Raw genomic sequence first — 20,860 nt, 5'->3', positions numbered from 1 at the left:
ACGTTGTTATTGTTCCAATGCCCCGTGCGGACGGGTCGGCTCGATCGCGGTGCAGTTGATCGATGCACGCAGGGAACCTGCCGGTATCCAGGGGTGCATGAGCAAGCCGGCGCATCAGGAACTTGGCGCTGGCTCTCGACGTTACCTCTGCCAACTGGAAATGCTGCAGCGTTCTTGCGAGCCGACAGCAGCCTTGAGAGGGAAAGATGACAAAGGGCAGGACGCGGGCCGATTTTGACCACGGCCGCTTCGCGAAGGGCCTGGCACGGGGCTTTGCCGGCGCGCTGCTTTTTGCGCTGCCCATGTTCCTGACGATGGAAATGTGGGAACTCGGGCTCTACATCGATCGCGGCCGGCTGCTGGTCCTGCTTCTGGCCAACATTCCGCTGCTCGTCCTCCTTGCGCGTCGGATCGGCTTTGAAAACGTATCGACGTGGAGCGAAGCGCTGCGAGACGCGAGCATTGCATACTGCCTTGGTGTCGGGGCGAGTGCCTTTGTTCTTTTCATCATTGGCGTTCTAAGGATCGGTCAGGCACTGCCGGAAGTGCTTGGAATGATCACTATCCAGGCGGTCCCGGCGAGCATCGGCGCCTTGCTCGGCCGCAGCGAACTGGGGACACGAACCGAAGGCAGCGAGGACGAGAAGGATCCGATCGGCGAAACCCGGGGGGATGGCTACGGCGGCGAACTTTTCATGATGGTCGTCGGGGCTCTGTTTCTCGGTCTCAACGTCGCCCCAACCGAAGAAATGATCCTGATATCCTTCAAGATGTCACTGTGGCACGCCATTGCCGCCATATTGGCGTCGATCCTGCTGATGCATGGCTTCGTCTACGCCTTGTCCTTCATAGGCGGTCATGAACTCGATGAGACCACGCCGGGGTGGCATGCGCTTATCCGCTTCACGATGCCGGGCTACGTCATCGCGTTTGCAATCAGCCTCTATTGCCTGTGGACGTTTCATCGGCTCGACGGCCTTGAGCCAACCCAGGCGATTGTCGCCACGACGGTTCTCGCCTTCCCGAGCGCAATCGGCGCGGCCGCCGCGCGGCTCATCCTCTAGGTGATGTGATGGCGAAGTCCCCCAAACCAGGCTCCGTTGAAAATCGCAAGGCGCATTGGATCGAATGGGCGACCGGTGCGGTGTCCGCGATCCTGGTCATGACGCTTGTTGGCTGGATCGCATATCAGGCAGCAACACAGGATGACGGCCCTCCGGATCTGTCGGTGACCATCGTCAACAGCGCGGGGCGTGCTGGCGGATATCTGGTCATGTTCGATGTGAACAATGCAGCCGACCGAACGGCGGCCGCCGTCGTCGTGCGCGGCGAAATCACGGATCAAAACACCATCATAGAGACCGTCGAAACCACACTCGACTATGTGCCGGCGCGATCGACGGCGCGAGGCGGGCTGATCTTTCGCAACGACCCGGCGGGCAGGTCCCGTCTGTTCGCGACCGGCTTTAGCGAACCATAGCGATCGGAGCGCGTCGGCTTGGCATCAAGGAACCTGTTTGTGCCGTGGCAGTTAGAACCTGGAATCAGCCAATGGGAGCAAGGCAATGACTTTGACGCTAAACGACATCTCAGTTCACCTGAAAAACATCGACTTCGGGATGCTGTCGACAAAAAAGGCGGACGGAACGATCGCCAGCCGTCCAATGAGCAACAACGGCGACGTGGAGTATGCGGGCGACACATGGTTCTTCTGCAACGCGCAATCGCGCAAGATCACGGAAATCATGTCCGACCCGAACGTCGGACTGACGTACACCGCTCGCCCAAGCCTGCTCGGCAAGCCCGGCATTTTCATTGCCATCGAAGGTCGCGCATCGCTCGTGGACGACAAGACGACATTCACCGAGCATTGGATATCCGAACTTGAGAGGTGGTTTCCACAGGGCGTCGACACGCCAGGCCTTTTGATGATCAAGGTTCACGCCTCGAAAATCAGCTATTGGGACGGCGAAGAGGCGGGCAACATCGCCGTCCGGCCAGATGGCCCCTAGGCTAATCGATCGCCGGGTGCGAAATCGATACCCGCGCAACAACGATCACGACCCGGCAATGCCGGCCCCACGCGCCTGAGCAATCAGCCGGTCGATACAGTTCAGCTTCAAGACGACCGGCGGCAACAGGACGAACGGAGCGCGCTTGCCCATGGTTCTAGGAGGGCGTTGGAAGCGAGATCCACCGGAACCCAAGGACCAATTGCCGCGTCGACGATGTGAAACAAGTGCGCCGGGCTTTTTGCAATGTCTTCAAATGGATCACTGCTTGCGTAGGCGGAAATAAAGCTGTCTTGCCAGTTGGCAGGTAGAGGCGCATATCTCACGTCCACTCGCGCCATCGTGGCGGCGCGCATCGTCCAGAGGCGCCCATCTGGCAGACGTTCTTGCATCGATCGGGCAAAACAGCTGCGCGCGCATTAAACGCCGAAAACGCGTGGAAGTTCCTTGAAAAAACTTCGTTTTTCGGCGCCCCGAAGAGGGAACAGATCGGCTCGTTCTACCGTTCAATCGCCGTGAAGGCCGGTGTCGTATCGGCCCATGGAGAAGATCACAATGCTGAAACCGATTGTTACTCTCGCCCTCGTCGCGGCGTTCGCCAGCCCGGTCCTCGCCCAGCAGAAGGTCGTCTGCGACGAAGCCTCGATCGCCAAGGCTGAACAACAGGTCGCACAGATTTCCGACGGGGCTAAGAAGATCGAGTCCACGAAGGAATTGACCATGGCGAGGGATGCCATGATGGCGAACGACATGGAGAAGTGCACGTCGCATCTCGACAATGCCATCAAGGGCATGGACGCCATGTAGCATTCCGTTCGGACGGGTTCTCACTGCGCCGAGGCGCAGTGCTCCCGCCGACCGCCAGTCGAAATGAATTCGGGCGCAATCGGTTTTGCCCCTCGGACCTTAAGTCCCCGCAAATCGAGACGCCTTGGCCGGGAAGGCCACGAACAAGGAACCAGATCATGAAAAAATTGCTGCTCGCCGCGGTCTTCCTCGGCGCATCGACGATTGGCGCGCTCGCGCAGACCGCAACGCCTCCCGCCACCGCGAATGGCGATACGCCTGCGGTTGCCACGCCCGACACGACCAACCCGACGGCTCCCGTCGCCGGCGCCAACAGCTTTACCGAAGCGCAGGCAAAGGAACGGCTCACAAAGGCCGGCTACAGCGATGTGACGGAGCTCAAGCTCGACGACAAGGGCGTCTGGCGCGCGACCGCATCGAAGGACGGCAAGTCCGTGCAACTCGCCCTCGACTACCAGGGCAACATCGTAGCCAACTAATTCCAAAAGCGAGGAAATCCCAATGAAAACCGTTAGTGGACTCTTTGACGACTATGCCGACGCCCGCGCCGCAGTATCGGCGCTTGAAGATCGCGGCATTCCCTCCGACGACATCAGCATTGTTTCCAACAATGTCGGCGATCGCTATGGCAGCGAAAAAGACAGCAATGCTGCCGAAGGCGCCGGCACGGGCGCCGGTGTCGGCGCTGCGGTCGGGGGCATTGGTGGTCTGTTGACCGGTCTCGGGGTCATGGCCATTCCGGGTGTCGGGCCGGTGGTCGCAGCTGGTTGGCTTGCCGCGACGGCAGCTGGTGCGGCCGCCGGCGCGGTTGCCGGTGGTGCCGCCGGCGGCATCATCGGTGCGATGACGGATTCGGGCGTTTCGGAAGAACACGCCCATGTCTATGCCGAGGGCGTACGCCGCGGTGGCGCCGTCGTCACGGCACGGGTCGACGACGCGCTCCAGGCGGATGCGGAAGCGATCCTGCGGCGCGGCAGCTGGGTCGATCCGGTGCAGCGCCGAGCGTCCTATGCCGAACAAGGCTGGCGACGCTTTGACCCGACGCTCGCCCCCTACACGGCCGACGAGGTCGAAGAAGAACGCCGGCGCTACAGGCTCTGACGCCTTTTTCTGGATATCTTCTCGGTGTGTTAAACTCCTCCGTTGCCAGCATGGTCCGCTGGCAACGGACAACTTTGTCGGCCGAAGGCACCTTGTTCTTCCTCGGGCCCCCTCTCCCGATTTACTCCCCGTGATAAAGATCGAGCCCCACCCAGGCACGTATCCCCTCCCCAGATGCCGTGTTTGCGCGCAGCATCTGCGGCCTGGCCGCAGCATTTTATCAACCATCTCGCCGATCGGGCCTCGTCGACCGAATCCACCGCTTTGCCACGACAACTTCGACAAAAAAACGGAACAAGTGCGAGGTTCACTCGTTCCAGAAATGTACCTGAAACAACAATGGAGTGTCCTCGATGGATTGGAACCGTGTCGAAGGAAACTGGAAGCAGATCAAGGGCAAGGTCAAGGAGCAGTGGGGAAAACTGACCGACGACGACCTCGACCAGATCAACGGCAAGCGTGAGCAGCTCGAAGGCAAGATCCAGGAGCGCTATGGATATGCCAAGGATCAGGCAAAGAAAGACATCGACGACTGGTATTCAAACCAGCGTTTCCATTGAGCCAAGATGCGCTCGTGCTTAGCTTTCAAAGGTCGCCGTTCCGGCGGCCTTTTTGATTTGGGGCCCGGCGTCGAACTCAGCGAAAAGCGAACAGTTCGCTGTCCGGATCGCGGTGGCCCAGAATAGCTGACGACACGATCTCGGCAGCGATCTGGCTGTAGGTGATGCCATTTCCCCCGTAACCCATCACGGCATAGACATTGTTGAAACCTGGAACGGCTCCGATGATCGGCAAGCCGTCAGCGGTCGTGCCAAAGGGTGCAGCCCAAAGGTAGTCCGGTTCGCCAATTTCGACGTCCAGGAGAGCCGACAGCTTTGCGCGCAAGGTCTTGGATTTCGACTTAAGCTTTGAAGGGTCGGCAAAGGCCGTGTCACTTTCTTCGTCCTCCCCGCCAACAATCAGACGACCATCCATCGTCGAGCGAAAATAGAGGTAGGGATCGGATGCCTCCCAAACGACATGGTTCTTGAGCCAGTCAGGCCGCGGGTGATGCGGCTTGGTCGCAAGAGCCCAGGTGGATACCATGCGGTGGCCTTGGTCGGCCACGGCGTCGAGAAACTCGTAGCCGGTGCAAAACACAACGTGCCTGGCCTGTATGATTTCACCGTTCGAGGTCGCGACAGCGTTCCATTCGCCAACGCTGCGAATATCCGTGATTTCGGTATCGGCAACGAGCGAGACGCCGTCATCCTGCACTTTATGCCACAACCCGGCTGTCAATTGCGCCGGATTGGCGGCCGCAGAAACATCGGACTCGATTGCCGCGGTCCGACTGAGACCGAACTCGTCGCGCAAGCAAGCGGACTTGAGAAACCTTGCTGAAATGCCGGCGGTCTGCCGCGCGTCGGCTTCCAGGCGAAGCGCTCGTGCACCATAGGCATTGCCGGACAAATAGAGAGACTTCTTCCTTTCAAGGCGACAGTCGATCCCGAGAGAGTCGACAAGCGTGATCAGTGTTTCCACCGCCTTTGCCGAGCGTTGCCAAGCCCGCCGCGCCTTGTCCTGTCCAATCATCGTGGTGAGCCGGTGGAGCGGCACATCGATCTCGTGCTGGATCATCGCGGTGCTTGCCAAGGTACTGCCCTTCGCCGGCCCGCGGCGATCGACGACGAGAATTTTCATGTTTCGCTTGGCAAGGGCCAACGCCATGAGCGCGCCACCGATGCCCGCGCCGACGATCAGCACATCGACGTTGTCAGCGCAGATCCGACTTTGCGCGGCAACCTTGATATGAGGCGTGTTGGACCACAGTGTCCGGTTGGCCCGCAGTTTGCGCGTTCGTGTAATATTCTCCAACTGGGGCGTCTCCATGTTCCGTTAGATGGCGGATAGCCGGACGAATGCGCCTCATTCCGCTTTGGGCCTGGTACATTTCCGGATCCCTTGAATGCGCGGGCGTCGCGACGCCCGGAACAGAGGAGCCCCGCTGACAAGGGTTCGTGCCGCAAATAACAGCGCGCGCCGCTCACCTCCCCGACACGGACCATACGCCGTTGCTCGCTTCGAGAAGCGCATCTTGGGATGGATGCAGGCAAGGTCTGCGAGGACCGCTGTATGGCTGGTAGGAGTTGTCAGCGGCGCGATACGACTGATAGCGGGCGCACGTTGCTATGCGCAGATCGGCCGTCGCGTAGCCCACAAACCGCCGATTGATTTGCGCCATCCGGCTTTCGTTCGTCGGATGGCCGGCCGCGTAGGGCGACCGGCACGCTCGCATTTGCCCGCCATACGCACGGTACGCGTTGGTTTCTGGGTCATAGGACTTGTAGCGGCTCGAGCACCAATCGAGGTGGGCGGTCGAGGGGCCGGCACGAGAGGCCGCCCATATTGGAGCGGTGGTTGCCAGACGCCGCGACGTCAGCTTCACTGAAGCCGGGTTCGTAACGTAGCTGGAGTAGACGGGCGGCAAACGCTCGTAGTTCTGCTGGCTCCGATCGATCCGCACCGGCGTTGCGGTCCAAAGGTCTGGCGCGGAAGCCGCCTTGAGCAGAGGACGTTCGGTGGGCTCCGCCAGCACGAGTGAGGCCACCGATGCAGCCCCGGCGCTGGCGCAAACCGACAACGCGATGCCAAATGCCAGCGATCCGATCGCTTTCATGGTCTTGCCCCCACCGTCCGCCACTGGGAATGCCTGTTGGTATTGGCGCAAAATCGGAAAACGATTGAATTTCCAACGAAAACGCCTTGCGGCGACGACCGTGGTCGCCGACAGCTAAATGCCGAGGCTGATTTTTTGTTCCCGCTTCCGTCGTTCGTCGGATGAAATTCAGACCAAGGGCGCAGCTTGACCAGAATGGGGCTGATCGAGCGAAGTTTCGACAAAGCGCGGTCTGGGCGATTGCACGGCGGCCTCGTCAGCCAACTGCGCGCAGTCGGCGGTCCACCGGTGAAATGCGAGGCCCCCTGGCGCGCCAGGTCCGCTTTTATTGGCGGATCAAGCTTTCAACCCGCCGCGCCAGCACGTCAGCAGTGAAGGGTTTCGTGACCACTTCCATACCATGGTCGAGGTGCCCGTGGTTGAGCACTGCGTTCTCCGCGTACCCTGTGACGAAGAGCACGTTAAGACCGGGACGCTGGACGCGCACCGCATCGGCAAGCTGCCGTCCGTTCATGCCATTCGGCAGCCCGACGTCGGTAACCAGAAGATCGATGGTGGGGCGTGCGTCCAGTATCTTGAGGGCGGAAGGACCGTCGCTCGCCTCCAGCACCTCGTAGCCCAGCTCTTCGAGGATTTCGACCGCGACCATCCTGACCAGGGGCTCGTCGTCCACGACCAGGATGGTGTGCACGCCGGACGCCGCAGGCGCGGGCCCCGCTTCGACTGGCATGTCGGAGCTATGGTCTTCGGCCGCGTGGCGGGGCAAATAGATGCAGATCATCGTACCCTTGCCCACCTCGGAATAGATGCGCACGGCACCACCGGACTGGCCGGCAAATCCGTAGACCATGGAAAGGCCGAGCCCCGTACCCTGGCCAATCGGCTTCGTCGTGAAGAACGGATCAAAGGCGCGGGCGACCACATCGGGCGACATGCCCGTTCCGGTGTCGCTGACGCACAGGGAAACATATTGCCCCGGCAGTAATCCCCGTTCTGCCGCTGCGCGTTCGTCGAGCCATCGGTTACCCGTCTCGATCGTCAAGCGCCCACCATCCGGCATCGCGTCGCGGGCATTGATGCAAAGATTGAGCAGAGCGTTCTCGAGCTGGCCGACATCGACGAACGCCGTCCACAGTCCTCCGGCTCCGACCGTTTCGACCGCCACCCCAGGGCCGACGCTGCAACTGATCAAGTCCTGCATACCCGCGACGATGCGATTGATGTCCGACGGCTTGGGGTCGAGCGTCTGCCTGCGGGAAAAAGCAAGGAGGCGCTGGGTTAGGCCAGCAGCCCGTTTCACCGCCCCTTGTGCGCCCGTCATGTAACGGTCGATTTCACTCGCGCGGCCCTGGGCCAGCCGCGTTTTCATCAGGTCGAGGCTGCCGCTGATACCGGCGAGGATGTTGTTGAAGTCGTGCGCCAGCCCACCGGTCAGTTGTCCGACGGCCTCCATCTTTTGCGCCTGGCGCAGGGCGTCTTCAGCCTGAACCAGTGCCGCGGTGCGTTCCTCTACCCGTTGTTCCAGCGTCTCGTTGAGCGTACGCAGGGCCGCAAGGGCATCGTCACGTTCGGCCTCGACGGCGCGCCGCTCTTCGATATCGATAAGGACGCCGGGAAATTTGAGCGCAACACCGTCGCTGCTGCATTCCACGCGGCCGTTCGCCTCGAGCCAGCGATATGTCCCGTCCTCGCGGCGGGTCCGGTATTGTTGGGCATAGGCTCCGCCTTTTGCCAGGGCGTTTTTGACGGAGGCGGTGACCCGTTCCTGGTCGTCGGGGTGAACGGCGCCGACGATATCGGCAAGGCTGAGACCCGAACGCCCCTGCCCCGGATCGAACCCAAATGCAGCCGCGAATGCTTCGTCGACGGTGAAGCGGTCGGAAGGCACGTCCCAGAGCCACGTGCCGATGATAGCACCTGCCGCCATCGCCATCTGCACGCGCTGGACGTTGTCGCGCGCGTAGCTTTCGCTCTCGCGCAACGCCGCTTCGGCTTTCTTTCTTTGCGTCACGTCGCGGAACAGCACCGCAACCTGACGCAGGCCTTCCGGCTCAATGCGCGTGGCGGAAACCTCGATGTGCCTGGCGACCGACTGGAACTCCTGCTCGAAGCGCACTGGTTCGCCAGTGCGCAACACGCTGCCGTAGATATCCAGCCAGACATCGGCGTTATCGGGCTCGATTTCGCGAAGCCGCTTGCCGACGATGTTCGAGATGCCTGTGTGTCGCCCATAGCCGGAATTGGCTTCGAGGTGGACGTAGTCGCTGAGCGGGCCATGCGGTCCGTCGATGAAGCCGATAATACAGAAACCGTCGTCAATTGCCTCGAACAGCGCACGGTAGCGTGCCTCGCGCGCATCATCACCGGCGTCAGCCCTCTTCTCGCTGACACCGTCCTGCAGCAAGGCTCTCAACCCCAGGATCTCTTCTTCGAGTTGCTCGCGAGACAACGATTGGATGTCGGACATCGATTTTAGTCTTTCTCACGCGCGTCACTGCGCTTTGCGCGCATCCCGATGGGTCTCGTCCCACAGCAGTGAAAGTGCCCCGACCATGGCGCTTCGACTGTATGGTTTGCGCACGATCGACACGCCAACGAGTTCCGGCGGCAGATCCGCCCCCTCACCATAGCCCGTCGCAAACACGAATGGGATGCCCCTGCGCATGAGCTCGGCGGCGATCCCGAACGAATTGGTCTGACCGAGATTGATATCGAGGATCGCCAGCTCCGGAGCAGCTCTTTCGATATGTGCCATGGCCTGCTGGACGGAGCTCGCGGTCGAGACCTCCGAGAACCCCTCGTCCGACAACATTGCCTCGAGATCAAGCGCGATGAGCATCTGATCCTCGACGATCATGATCCTGGGGTTTGCACGGACAAGGCCGCTCTGTTCTGGGGCGGCGGTGCCGACCATATATGTTGCCATTGTCGGACCTGACCCGGTGAGTTTGACGTGTGGGGACGGGATGCTGAACCCTGCCTCAAGCCCTGATGGTTCGAAGCGGACGGAGCTGCGTCCATGAAGATCGTAGGGAACGCTGCGCTCGATGAGCGCGCTGCCGAAGCCCCTGCGCGACGGGAAAGTGACGAGAGGACCGTTTCGCTCGCGCCAGGAGACGTCGCAATCCTGGCCGGTCATCGTCCAGCGCACCTCCACCTCGCCAGCAGTCACCGAAAGCGCGCCGTATTTGGCGGCATTGGTCGCCAACTCGTGAAACACCAGCGCCATTACCGAAAAGGCACGGCTGTCGAGCCAGACGGCAGGACCTTCGAGCGTGATTGTCGACAGCTTTGTCCGGTAAGGCTGAAGCTCTGCCTCAAGCAGGTCAGCGAGTATGCCGCCACCATCGCCGCGCACCACCTGGTCATGCGCGACGGCGAGCGCCTCGATGCGACCTTGCAGGGTCGAGACATACTCTTCGAGCGAATTCTTATGCTGCTGCGGGCTCGTCACCAGCGACTTGATGACAGCGAGGATGTTCTTGACGCGATGGCTCAGCTCCTGGTTCAGCATCCGCTGCCGAACTTCGGACTTGCGCCGCTCACCCGCCATCAGCTCGTTGTGCCGCAGCACCACCTCGACAATTGCGACCCGGACGATCTCGGCGATTTCGCGTTCGGCCTCCGACCATGGCTGCGCCTGCGCCTTGACCGTTTCCTTCCAGATCGCAAAGCTCTTGCGCGGCGTCAGGCGGTCGCCGAGAGGACCTGCTTCATAGGTTTTTTCAGGGTTTCCGGCCCAGTTGAGGGTCTGGACCAACTCCTTGCGAAAGAACAGCAGGCAATCCGAGCCGGTCTGCGAAAGAGGAATGGCCAGAACGCCTGAAAGCCGCTCGCTGTAGGCCGAAGCCTCCGGGAATTTCTGAGACAGGGCGTGCGTCGCCCAGACGCGGCCTTCGCTGACGGTGCGGATGAAGTCCAGAAGGGCGGCTCTTTCTTCCTCCGGCGGAGCGGTGCCGATCCCCGCCCATTTGCCGTCGACCATGACGCCGATACCGTCGTTTGCCAGCAGCTGTGAGAATTCACGCAGACTCTGGCGCAGCAGTTCGCCGACATCCTCGTGATGGGACGACAGAATGAGAAAGCGGTCGAGCGCTTCGCGTGTGCCGGCGACGGCCGCCACACGACGCCGTTCCTTCAGAGATTTCAGGTGTAGCGAGAAAAATTCGCCGAACACTTCGAGAGCGACGCGCTGGGCCATCGGCAGTGCGCGCGGCGAATAGTGATGGCAGGCGATCAGCCCCCAGAGCTGGCCGTCCAAGACAACCGAAATCGACATCGACGCAGCGACGCCCATGTTGCGCAAGTATTCGCAATGGATAGGCGAGACGCTGCGAAGATGCGCGAAACTGAGATCCAACGGCTCGCCCGATCCGTCCAGGACTGGCTCGACGGGGACGCGGGCGCCGCTTGCGTCCGAGATGACGCGAATGGTGTTCTTCAGATAGAGCGCACGCGCCTGCTGCGGGATATCGCTTGCTGGAAAATACTGGCCGAGAAAACTTTCAAGGTCCGCCCGTTTCGCCTCGCTGACCACCTTGCCGGATCCGTCCTGCTCGAAGCGGTAGATCATCACGCGGTCATAGCCAATCGTACCGGCAACGATCCGGCACGCGCGCTGCACGAGACGGTCAACGTCGGTAAGGTCCTTGATGCGGCCGATCATCTCGCGCGCAATATGCAAGGGTTGACCGATAGACGGGGCCGGCTCGAATTCGATGATGACGGCCGACTTGTGCAGGTGCACGGCAATGTCGAACACGCGGTCGCCAAAAGCGACGTCGAGCATGAGGGCCGGGCGTGAAGCCGCCCCTGCGGCCGCAAGCGCATTGCGCAGATCATGCAACAGTTTCGGACCGAGCACGTCGGCAAGCTGGCGCCCGAGCAGATCGCCGTCCCAGGCGAGCATTTCGGCAGCGTTGGCCGACATCCGCTCGATCCTCGTGAAACCGATGTCGCAGGCCACAAGACAGCCGTGCGGCTGGATGCTGCCGGGAATATGAATGGGCTCCCTGTCGCAAGTCTCAAGGTTTACGGGTTCAGCTGGCGGCAAGGGACGTACTTTCAAAGCAACTGAGGGCGAGCGCGAACACGGCATTTGCGGCGACCACGGACCGCCCGAGATCATAATTAGGTGTTCCCTCCAGGAGGGAAAGGAACGATGGCCACCGGGTCGTGTCACTTGCCATCGAAACAAGGTGCCTCGCACCAAAGGTTTCATCGAGCCCAAGCTTCAACGCCCTTTGACGCAACACCCGCGCACCGAGAGACGACCCTTCCACCACATAGAGAGCGCCGAGCAGTGCGCTTGGATCGGAAAGATCGAAATCAGGCTGCTCATGGCGGACCGGCGGCACGCCGAGATCGCGGGCATCCTGAGCGAGCAACTCTGCAACCGCGGACGGCTGCCAATTCCAGCCTTCAGGCCAGGAGACGTTCCGCAGCGCTTCATCCATTGTCACACGAAACGGCAAAACGTGCGCCACGTAGCGACGATAATCCTCAAGGGTGCTAAGCGTGCCGACCGCAGCGTCTACCCGCTGATGCGCTTCCCGCGTCCTGCTCCTCAATTCAACGCGTTCATTGCCGCGCATGCACCCTCCGCCCAGTCCTAAGATACTGCCTGTTTCGCAGCACGTGCGAAAAACCAAAAATCGCATCAGGAACTAGGGCATCACCATGACTGCGACAAGGGAATTGCCTTCAATTTTCGAGGGATAGCTGCAAGGGGCGAGACTCTGGAACGTCAAAGCTAGACGGGTTTCAAGGGGCAGTCACACGCGAACGCCGGGCTCTTCGACCCGTGACGCCTCGGGTTGCGGCGCAGATATTGGACTGGTATTGACCTGGTGGGTGTCCCCCGGTGCCAGGACCTCATTTTTCGGCGACTTGAAATTCGTCATAAATCGGAGTGTCGCGAACGTGACGATCGAAAGTACGATGGCGGTATCGTAGGACCCAAGCCCGACAGCAACGCCGATTGCGCCGGTTGCCCAAATGCTCGCAGCCGTGGCGGTCCCGCGAGTGCCGAGTTTTCCAACGAGGATCGCCCCGCCTCCGATGAAACCGACACCGTTAATCAGGCCTTCCACCACGCGGGCCGTGGCCTCCGCATTGCCGAGTGTGATCGTTTCTGCTGACTGGATAAAACCGCATGAGGCGATGGCGACCAGCGGGAAGGTGCGAAGGCCAGCGCTCCGCTCGTTTTGTTCACGATCCCAACCGATCGGTAGCGCGAGGACGTAAGCCACCATCAAGGCAACGAGATGCGGAAGGATGTCCAGTTCCACGCCCATCGATATCAGCCAGTCGTTCACTCGCGCCTCCTTGAACGGTGTAAGTGCCCGGCTAGATATGAGGGCAGATGAAAACGGCCAGCCCAAAAGTCGAAATAGTGTCTGCTCGACCGGCCGATGGTCCGACTGCAGCGGTTCCGCCTTGATCTCGATCGTACGATGCGGCTGGTTGAGCCCTGCCCGTCCGACAAAACCGGCGGCCGCCTTCAGCCATTTGCCGCTACCCCACCCGCTGTTGGTTTTACGATCGTCGGATCGTCAGTTTTTTGGCAATCCATCGGGTCTCAGGTACTTTCGTAGCGCTGCAATGCGAAAGATCGCATTAGCGGCTCCGTAGCCGCGATAGCCGCGCCTTTCGACGATCTCGAAGAAAAACCCTTCACCAAAGGTCGGGCTGTAGAGCTGGAAGTACTCGCCGTCCTCGTCACGGTCATAGAGGATGTTTTCGGACTTCAGCCTCTCAATGAGTTGAACGTCGAGACCGAAACGCGCTTCGACGTCATCGTAGTAATTTGGCGAAATCGGTAGCGCCTTGAACCCATTGGCGCGCAAGGCCTGCGCGGTCGAAAAAATGTCGTCGGTGGCAAAGGCCAGATGCTGGACGCCGGAACCGAAGGTTTCGGCGATGAACCGGCCGGCCAGCGTGTTGCGGTTTTCCGCGCCATTCAGTGTCAGACGCAACGTGCCAGCGTCATTTTCCACCACCTGGCTGCGAACGATGCCTGCCGGATCGACGATGTCGATCATCGGCGTCTTATGAGCATCGAGTAGCGATGTGTAGAAGAGCAGCCAGGTCAGCATTTCCTCATATTTGACGGTCTGAGCGATGTGATCCACGGAGCGTAGTCCGGCAGCGACGACCGAGCCGCCGTCTCGCACTGGCTCGAACTCGATCTCCCAGATCTTGGAGAGCTCGGATTTGTCGTCCAGGAAATAGACGAGCCCTCCGCCCACGCCGTGGATCGCCGGAACCACGAGCTCGCCTGGGCCAACCGGCTGCTCGAACGGTTCTGCTCCAAGCACCCGCGCCCTTTCTACCGTGGCCGCAGCATCGTCCATCATGAGGCCAAAGGCATAGGCGGACGTGCCGTGGACAAGGTAGGAAGCGCTGGCAAAGCCTTCGCTCTCGGTGTTGACCACCAAATTGATGGCCCCCTGGCGATAAACCACCACCTGTTTCGTCCGATGCTGTGCTGTTTTCGCGAAGCCGATTGAAACGAGCAACGCTTCGAGTTCGCCTGCCTCCTCTGTCGAGGCACTGAACTCCACGAACGCTACATCTCTCACGTCGACGCGAGGAGGCATTGTGGGGACCGGCAAACGAGTATCCGGTTCGGCGCGCTTGACCTGATCCCCGAGATAGATCAGCGAACGATATCCGTCGACAGCGATCGCGCTGGGGTTGCCGCCACGAAATTGGTCGTTGAAGATTTCGAGCGACAAGTAGCCGTCATAGCCGGTCGCCGCCACTGCGCGGGTAAAGTCGGTGACCGGCAAGTCGCCCTCACCCGGCATGTTGCGGAAATGCCGGCTCCAATACAGCAGATCCATGTCGATCAGTGGGGCATCGGCCAACTGGACGATGAAGATCTTCTCCTTTGGGATCGAGCGGATCGAGTTGATCTCGATCTTGCGCGACAGCGTATGAAAGCTGTCGAGGATCAACCCGATACTCGGGTGATCAGCGCGCCGGACGATCTCCCAGGCGTCGCGATGATCGCTGATATGACGCCCCCAGGCGAGCGCCTCGTACCCCACGCGCAGGCCCCGTTTTGCGGCCCTTTCGCCGAGTTCGCTAAAGTCCGCTGCTGCCCTGTCGATGCCACCAACGGCGGCAGGCGAGACATTGGAACAGACAAGGACGAGGTCGGTGCCAAGCTCCTGCATCAAGTCGAACTTGCGCTCGGCACGGTCGAACGTTCGGGCTCTTAACGGCTCCGGCATGCCCTCAAAATCCCGGAACGGCTGAAACAGACTGATCTCCAAGCCGAAATCTCGCACCATGCGGCCGACCTGACGCGGGCTCTCATCAAAGGCTAGGAAATCGTTCTCGAAGATTTCCACACCGGCAAAGCCCGCCTTGGCGATCGCACGCAGTTTGTCCTTGAGGTCGCCACTGAGCGAAACCGTTGCTATCGAGGTCTTCATCACTCGCTCCTCGCTGGATTTTGCGGAAATCAGCCGGTCATTGCCTTGAAGTGGGCAAGCATCCGCGTTGTGTCGGGCTCAAGACCTGTAAACAGGCGAAAAGCGCCAACTGCCTGGAATACCGCCATTCCTCCACCGTCGAGCGTGCGGCATCCGCGTCGCCTCGCTTCTAAAAGCAGCGGCGTTTCGAGCGGGAAATAGACGATCTCGGCGACCCAGTGCCGGGGATCGAGAAGTTCGGCGTCAAGCGGCATCCCGGGATAGTTCGCCATGCCGGTCGGCGTGGCGTGAATCAACCCGGATGCCGATCGCATCGCAACAGAAAGGTCCGTACCGGCGGTGATATCGGCTTCTGGAAACAAGGCGGTCAGCATCGCGGCAAGCAATCGCGCCCGTTCCGGCTCGCGATCGAAAACGATGAGACGCTTCAGGCCGAGCGAAAGCGCGGCATAGGCTGTTGCGACGCCGGCACCTCCTGCTCCCAGCTGCACGCCCGAGGAAAGATCTGCATCGGGCAATCCGCGCCTGAAGCCTTCGGCAAAACCCCACCAATCGGTGTTGTGGCCATATCTTCGCCCCCCCTTGAGCACGACCGTGTTGACGGCACCGAGCCGCTGGGCGTCCGGCGACAGTTCATCGAGATGGGCAATGACCGCCTGCTTGCACGGATGTGTGATGTTGAGACCGGAAAACCCCCGCGTCTCAGCGTCGGCGAGCAGCCGCTGCAGATCATTTTCCGTCGCCCCGATCTCGAAAAGATCGATCAGCTCATAGGCATAGCGGAGCCCCTGAGCTGCACCTTCAGCCACATGCATGGCAGGCGTCAACGAGGCCTGGATGCCAGCACCGATCAGGCCCGCCTTCAAGGGTCTTACAAGCGTTTCGGACATTGTTTGTGTTTCCATCTTCCGAGCCCGTTGCAAAGGGCAGCCAGCCTTCGGCCCGCCGCGGCGTCGCGGGCGAGCCGAAGTATTCGCGCGGTTACTGTCCCCGCGCGGCACCTATCTCCTTGAACAGCAACTGCACCGTATCGGCGCCGATCTCGGCGCTAAACTTCTCGATCACCGGCTTGACGGCGTCACGCAGCTTCTGCGTTTCTTCGGGGCTGAATTCGCTGACCTCCATGCCTGTCTTGCGGATTTCCTCAAGGGCTGTGGCATCCGCCTCGCGCGAGACCTTGCGCTGATAATCGCGGGCCTCCGTCGCGGCCGCTTGCAGCACGCCCTTTTCGTCGTCATTCAGCCCATCCCAGAACTTCTTGCTGACGAGCACGATCTGCGGATTGTACTGGTGACGGGTCAGCGTCATGTATTTCTGCACTTCGTAGAATTTGGCATTCAGGATGTTTGCCGCCGGGTTCTCCTGCCCATCGACCGTCCCAGTCTCAAGCGCGGTGTAGAGTTCCGTATAAGGCAGCGGAACAGCGTTGGCGCCGAGCGTGTTGAAGAGCTCGATCGGGATCGGAGACTGGATCGTGCGGATCTTCAGACCCTTGATATCTTCAAGCTTGGTCACTGCATGGCGATTGTTCGTCAGATTGCGGAAGCCGAGTTCCCAGTACCCAAGTCCGACTAGGCCGGTATCGGGCAAGAGCTTGCTGAGGCTTTCCCCGAAGGGGCCATCCATCACCTTGTCCGCCTCTTCGCCACTGTCGAAGAGGAACGGAAGGTCGACGGCGCCGAATTGCTTGACGTTGTTGGCAAGAATACCGGCGTTCAACACGGTCATCTCGATAACACCGCCCTGGAGAGCGGAGACAGTCTGGACGTCACCACCAAGTGTGCCGCCGGGAAACAGCTTCACCTCGATCTTGCCGCCACTCTTTTCATTCACGAGCTCGGCAAACTTCTCCATGCCCGTCACTTGGGGGTGCCCCTTGTTGTTGGCTGACGCGAACTTGATAGTCTGGTCGCGTATCTCTGCAAGCGTTGGCCCTGCTGCAAACAAAACGATCGGCAGGGCGACGCCCAGGGCCATTTTTGTCAATCGGTTCAACACCATCTTATCCTCCCAGATTGGACCGGTAATCCTGCCGGCCTGTTGAAGCGCAATAGAAAGTTGCCGTCAGTGCCCGAACCAGGAAACCGGTACGGTCACCAGTTCGGGGAACAAAACGAGCAGGAAAAGGACGACCAGTTCAGCAATGAGGAAGGGCCACACGCCCTTCATCAGGTCCTCCATCGACAGTTTCGAGACGCCGCAGATGACGTTGAGGACCGTGCCCACTGGCGGGGTGATCAGGCCGATCGAATTGTTGATGATGAACAGCACGCCGAAATAGACCGGGTCGATCCCCGCCTGTTTGATGATCGGCATCAGAACCGGCGTCATCACGAGGATCGTCGGCGTCATGTCCATCGCTGTCCCGACGACAACGATCAGGACCATGATGGCGATGAGCAGAAGGGTCTGATTGTCCATCAGAGGTTCGACCAGTGCGGCAAGCGCACCGGGCACGTCGGCAACCGTAATCAGCCAGGCGGAAACGGCAGCGCAGGCAACCAGGAACATCACGACGGATGTAATTTTCGCGGCCGCTACGAAGACATGGAAGAGCTGGCCCGGCGTGAGCTCGCGGTAGATGACCATCGAAACGAACAGGGCGTAGACCGCCGCAACAACGCCGGCTTCGGTTGGCGTGAAAACGCCAAACTTCAGACCAACGATGATGATCACCGGCAAAAGGAGTGCCCACACACTGTCGAGCAGCGCTCCAAGCCGCACGCGGGCGCTTTGTCTTGGCGGAAGCTCGAACTGCTCCTTGCGCGCGACGATGAGCCAAGTGATGCAAAGGGCCGCAGCGATCATCAAACCCGGGAAAATGCCCGCGAGGAAGAGCTTGGTGATCGAGACGCCGCCAACCACACCGTAGAGGATGAAACCAATTGACGGTGGAATGATAGGCCCGATGATCGATGCAGAGGCAAGCAGCCCCCCGGCGCGCGCCGGATCATGACCGCTCTTCAGCATCATCGGCAGAAGCAGCGCGCCGAGGGCAGCGGCGTCGGCGACCGCTGAGCCAGAGAGGCTGGAAAGAATGCAGGCGGCAAAGATCGCCACGAAGCCGAGGCCGCCGCGAATATGACCGACCATCGCCATCGCCAAGGCGACGATGCGGCGGGAAAGCCCGCCGGTGTTCATAACCTCCCCTGCAAGCAGGAAGAAGGGCACTGCCATCAACGGAAAGCTGTCGGCGCCGTTCAAGACGTTTTGGGCGACGATCTGTGCATCGAAGAGCCCGAGAAAGAGCATCAAGGCGACACCGCTGATGATCAACGCAAATGCAATCGGCACGCCGAGCGCCATGGGACCGAGAAGCGCGCCAAGGAAGATGGTGACCGTCATCGGCTCGTCCTCAGTGTTTGACGGGCAGCGGCCCGAGCGTGGCGGTGGGGGGGCGGGTCGAGCGCTACTTCGTCTTCGCTGTCGCGAACCAGTTCCGCCGTCGTCACGTCGATGCGTCCGGTCGCGATGGCGAAAGCATCGGCAAGCAGGATGAGGAATGCGGGTACCCCAAAGGCGAGACCGGCCCCGTAGAAGAAGCCCATGGAAAGCCCGGTCGCAGGCGCACTGACATGCAGGTTGATGAGCGTCTGCGTCCAGCTGCCGCTAATCATCAGCCAGGTCACATAGAGCATCATCATATGACCAAGCAGCACCGCGACCTTTGCGGCGACCGGCGGCAGGCGTTTGATGAGCGTATCAACGCCGAGATGCCCGTGTTCGCGCAAGGCAACCACGGCGCCAAGAAACGTTAGCCAGACGAAGAAGATGCGTGATATTTCCTCAGAGGCCGTGATGCCTTGATTGAACGCATACCGCAAAACGACATTGCCGAAGACGAGGACGACCATGCCGGCAAGCAGCAAGGCAATCGCCACCTTCAGCGCGAAGAAATAGAAATCGATAATACGGATCATGCGCTCCTCCCAAAGCGGAGTGCCGTCTTGGCGCCCGCGCAGCACATTAGCGCCACGGGGCGGCGTCAGGCACCGGTGCGAACACATCCTCCTCAAGCGGCCTTCGCCATTTCAAAATGTACGAACTAGTACGTATGTCAAGTAGACTCTCTTGAAAGACCCCCGTAACCTCAATATGAATTTCGAGGAGGCGATGCAGAGAGCCTTCGGGCTTGCCCGTTTCGATCTGGTTTCATTGGAAAATTCGGCGCGTGCCGGGGAGTAACGAAAAAAGAATGGCGCGGCGGGTTGAGGCAAGTCGGAAGAACGATCCGGAACGCACCAAGGAAGACATCCTTGTCGTTGCCACCGAGGAGTTCTCGACGCACGGCCTTGCGGGTGGACGCGTTGACGCGATCGCAGAACGGACGCGAACCTCCAAGCGAATGATCTACTACTATTTCGGGGGCAAGGAGGGGCTATACCTCTCCGTGCTTGAGCGAGCCTATCGCAAGATCCGCACGCTCGAGGAGGACCTCAAGCTCGCAAGCCTTGCCCCGGAAGAGGCGTTGCGTACGCTAATATCCAGCACATTCGACCACGATGAGGCCAATCCCGATTTCGTGCGATTGGTCAGCATCGAAAATATCCACCACGCAGCCCATATGCTGCGGTCGGAAGCGATACGCGATCTGAATGTCTCGGTCATCGAAACGATCGCGGGCATTCTGGAACGCGGTACCGCCGAGGGTGCTTTCAAGCGAAAGGCCGACCCGATCGATGTGCATATGCTGATCAGTGCCTTCTGCTTCTTCAGGGTTTCGAACCGATATACATTCGGAACCATCTTTCGCAGGGATCTCTCCGAATCGGCCACAATCGGCCGCCATCGCCGAATGATCGCCGACGCCGTGATCAGCTACCTCCAGACGGAGGAAGGGGCAGAGAACCCCATATCCTAGGGATATAGCGCATGGGATGGGAAGCACTCAGGCAATGGGGAGGAAATGCGAACCTTCGCGATCAGGGGCCCTTCTTCCCTCACCTGCCCGTCCGCGCCGTCGACCGGGCAATCTCGATAATGTGTCCCGTAACGCCGTCGGTCTTGTCTTGCTTCGTTGAAAAGTACGGTTCTGGCGCGAGAAGGTGGATTTTGCCCGCATGCGCGATTGCCGCCAGGGTAAGTGCTGTATAAGGTCCTGCGGCAAAACGCAGAACACTCAGTTGACGAGGATGACATGGCAACCGGTACCGTTAAGTTTTTCAACCAGGACAAGGGTTTTGGTTTCATCACGCCCGACAGCGGCGGACCTGACGTCTTCGTCCACGTGTCGGCGCTGGAAGGCGCAACCTCACTGCGCGACGGCCAAAAGGTCAGCTACGAACTCGGCCAGGACCGCAAGACTGGAAAATCGAAGGCTGAAAACGTCAGGTCAGCCTGAACATCGCATCCCACACCGCGGGAATTCGCTTCATTGCATTCCCTCGCCTGCCCGGCCGCGCGAGCGACCGGGCAATCTCGGTGATGTCTTCCCCCAAGCCCGATCTTCAGATCGACGCACCGCACCGACTTGAGCTCGCCGCTGCGATCCAGCACATAAATACTGACGGCCAAGACATGTAGGCGTCGGCTGTACATTTAGATTTTGCGATGGCTAATCCACCCGGTCGCTTCAGCGGTTTTGTTTGTGCTGATGCGGCGAGAGTGAGCGGCGCATGACCTACCGTGGCTCAATGAGCGTGCGGCGCCACAAGTTCCAAACAGCGTCAGCTTGAAACTCGCCTTCCCTGCTTTAGATCACTTGCTCTGCGACAGGGTGGCTTGAGTTGTTGCCGCAACCTAGACGGCTCCACTCGGCGCGCGCGGGGTGCGTCTGGCCCGTCATGCCGGTGGCGCGAGCCTTGCCCCGCCTTCCCCGGCGGGGTTTTCTTTTGGAC

Annotated in this window: 20 protein-coding genes and 1 pseudogene; 9 read left to right on the top strand and 12 right to left on the bottom strand. The window is 60.3% G+C overall.

Annotated features, from left to right (window positions below):
* Positions 1-206: 206 nt before the first annotated feature.
* The 3 genes from L981_RS22940 (at position 207) to L981_RS22930 (ending at position 2,012) form a co-directional block, all read left to right on the top strand.
* Entirely contained in the window at positions 207-1,064 is an 858-nt protein-coding gene (locus tag L981_RS22940; RefSeq protein WP_043621590.1) for a TIGR02587 family membrane protein, read from the top strand.
* Between the two features lie 8 nt (positions 1,065-1,072).
* Positions 1,073-1,480 (top strand): TIGR02588 family protein, encoded by a 408-nt coding sequence (locus L981_RS22935; protein WP_043621588.1) that lies wholly within the window; start codon positions 1,073-1,075, stop codon positions 1,478-1,480.
* A gap of 85 nt (positions 1,481-1,565) precedes the next feature.
* Complete coding sequence (locus L981_RS22930) at positions 1,566-2,012, top strand: pyridoxamine 5'-phosphate oxidase family protein (protein WP_043621585.1); 447 nt, start codon at positions 1,566-1,568, stop codon at positions 2,010-2,012.
* A gap of 107 nt (positions 2,013-2,119) precedes the next feature.
* Here the strand turns inward: L981_RS22930 and L981_RS33990 are convergent, their stop codons facing one another.
* Positions 2,120-2,353 carry a putative zinc-binding metallopeptidase gene (locus L981_RS33990; protein WP_245281702.1) on the bottom strand — a complete coding sequence of 78 codons (234 nt, stop codon included), beginning with the start codon at positions 2,351-2,353 and terminating at the stop codon, positions 2,120-2,122.
* Positions 2,354-2,567: 214 nt separating this feature from the next.
* Between L981_RS33990 and L981_RS22925 the strand changes: the two genes are divergently transcribed.
* The 4 genes from L981_RS22925 to L981_RS22910 all read left to right on the top strand — a co-directional run bounded on the left by L981_RS22925 (position 2,568) and on the right by L981_RS22910 (position 4,480).
* Positions 2,568-2,819, top strand: coding sequence for a hypothetical protein (locus L981_RS22925; RefSeq protein ID WP_043621874.1), 252 nt, complete (start codon positions 2,568-2,570; stop codon positions 2,817-2,819).
* A gap of 158 nt (positions 2,820-2,977) precedes the next feature.
* Complete coding sequence (locus L981_RS22920; protein ID WP_043621581.1) at positions 2,978-3,298, top strand: PepSY domain-containing protein; 321 nt, start codon at positions 2,978-2,980, stop codon at positions 3,296-3,298.
* 22 nt (positions 3,299-3,320) lie between these two features.
* Positions 3,321-3,920 carry a general stress protein gene (locus L981_RS22915; RefSeq protein ID WP_043621578.1) on the top strand — a complete coding sequence of 200 codons (600 nt, stop codon included), beginning with the start codon at positions 3,321-3,323 and terminating at the stop codon, positions 3,918-3,920.
* Positions 3,921-4,273: 353 nt separating this feature from the next.
* Complete coding sequence (locus L981_RS22910) at positions 4,274-4,480, top strand: CsbD family protein (protein ID WP_043621574.1); 207 nt, start codon at positions 4,274-4,276, stop codon at positions 4,478-4,480.
* 76 nt (positions 4,481-4,556) lie between these two features.
* On the opposite strand, the gene L981_RS22905 is transcribed toward L981_RS22910, so the two are convergent.
* From L981_RS22905 to L981_RS22855, 11 genes and pseudogenes are all read right to left on the bottom strand, one after another.
* Positions 4,557-5,792, bottom strand: a complete 1,236-nt coding sequence (locus L981_RS22905) for an FAD-binding oxidoreductase (RefSeq protein WP_043621571.1) — start codon at positions 5,790-5,792, stop codon at positions 4,557-4,559.
* Between the two features lie 154 nt (positions 5,793-5,946).
* A complete protein-coding gene (locus L981_RS22900; RefSeq protein WP_082006142.1) occupies positions 5,947-6,579 on the bottom strand; it encodes a BA14K family protein in 633 nt (210 codons plus the stop codon).
* Between the two features lie 325 nt (positions 6,580-6,904).
* Complete coding sequence (locus L981_RS22895) at positions 6,905-9,046, bottom strand: response regulator (RefSeq protein ID WP_043621568.1); 2,142 nt, start codon at positions 9,044-9,046, stop codon at positions 6,905-6,907.
* Positions 9,047-9,070: 24 nt separating this feature from the next.
* Positions 9,071-11,677: an HWE histidine kinase domain-containing protein gene (locus L981_RS22890; RefSeq protein WP_082006141.1), complete on the bottom strand. Its 2,607-nt coding sequence runs from the start codon at positions 11,675-11,677 to the stop codon at positions 9,071-9,073.
* Positions 11,619-12,173 (bottom strand): biliverdin-producing heme oxygenase, encoded by a 555-nt coding sequence (locus tag L981_RS34670; RefSeq protein WP_052201961.1) that lies wholly within the window; start codon positions 12,171-12,173, stop codon positions 11,619-11,621. Before L981_RS34670 ends, L981_RS22890 begins: the two co-directional genes overlap by 59 nt.
* 180 nt (positions 12,174-12,353) lie before the next feature.
* Positions 12,354-12,875 carry an MgtC/SapB family protein gene (locus tag L981_RS22880; protein ID WP_082006140.1) on the bottom strand — a complete coding sequence of 174 codons (522 nt, stop codon included), beginning with the start codon at positions 12,873-12,875 and terminating at the stop codon, positions 12,354-12,356.
* 258 nt (positions 12,876-13,133) lie between these two features.
* Positions 13,134-15,023, bottom strand: a complete 1,890-nt coding sequence (locus L981_RS22875) for a bifunctional sugar phosphate isomerase/epimerase/4-hydroxyphenylpyruvate dioxygenase family protein (protein WP_043621564.1) — start codon at positions 15,021-15,023, stop codon at positions 13,134-13,136.
* Between the two features lie 29 nt (positions 15,024-15,052).
* Positions 15,053-15,913: a shikimate dehydrogenase gene (locus tag L981_RS22870; RefSeq protein ID WP_043621560.1), complete on the bottom strand. Its 861-nt coding sequence runs from the start codon at positions 15,911-15,913 to the stop codon at positions 15,053-15,055.
* Positions 15,914-16,004: 91 nt separating this feature from the next.
* Positions 16,005-17,021, bottom strand: coding sequence for a TRAP transporter substrate-binding protein (locus L981_RS22865; protein WP_082006139.1), 1,017 nt, complete (start codon positions 17,019-17,021; stop codon positions 16,005-16,007).
* Between the two features lie 66 nt (positions 17,022-17,087).
* Positions 17,088-18,368, bottom strand: coding sequence for a TRAP transporter large permease subunit (locus L981_RS22860; protein WP_043621557.1), 1,281 nt, complete (start codon positions 18,366-18,368; stop codon positions 17,088-17,090).
* 10 nt (positions 18,369-18,378) lie between these two features.
* A pseudogene (locus L981_RS22855) lies at positions 18,379-18,943 on the bottom strand (TRAP transporter small permease).
* A 275-nt stretch (positions 18,944-19,218) separates the two neighbouring features.
* On the opposite strand from L981_RS22855, the gene L981_RS22850 reads away from it, so the two are divergent.
* The gene (locus L981_RS22850) at positions 19,219-19,884 is read left to right on the top strand and encodes a TetR/AcrR family transcriptional regulator (protein WP_043621554.1); all 666 of its coding nucleotides are present in this window, start codon (positions 19,219-19,221) and stop codon (positions 19,882-19,884) included.
* Positions 19,885-20,160: 276 nt separating this feature from the next.
* Positions 20,161-20,364 carry a cold-shock protein gene (locus L981_RS22845; protein ID WP_043621551.1) on the top strand — a complete coding sequence of 68 codons (204 nt, stop codon included), beginning with the start codon at positions 20,161-20,163 and terminating at the stop codon, positions 20,362-20,364.
* Positions 20,365-20,860 lie beyond the last annotated feature (496 nt).

This window comes from Ensifer sp. ZNC0028, from assembly GCF_000799055.1.
Lineage (GTDB): Bacteria > Pseudomonadota > Alphaproteobacteria > Rhizobiales > Rhizobiaceae > Ensifer.
Note: the sequence above shows the minus strand (reverse complement) of the source record. Positions and strands in the feature narration are given on the sequence as shown.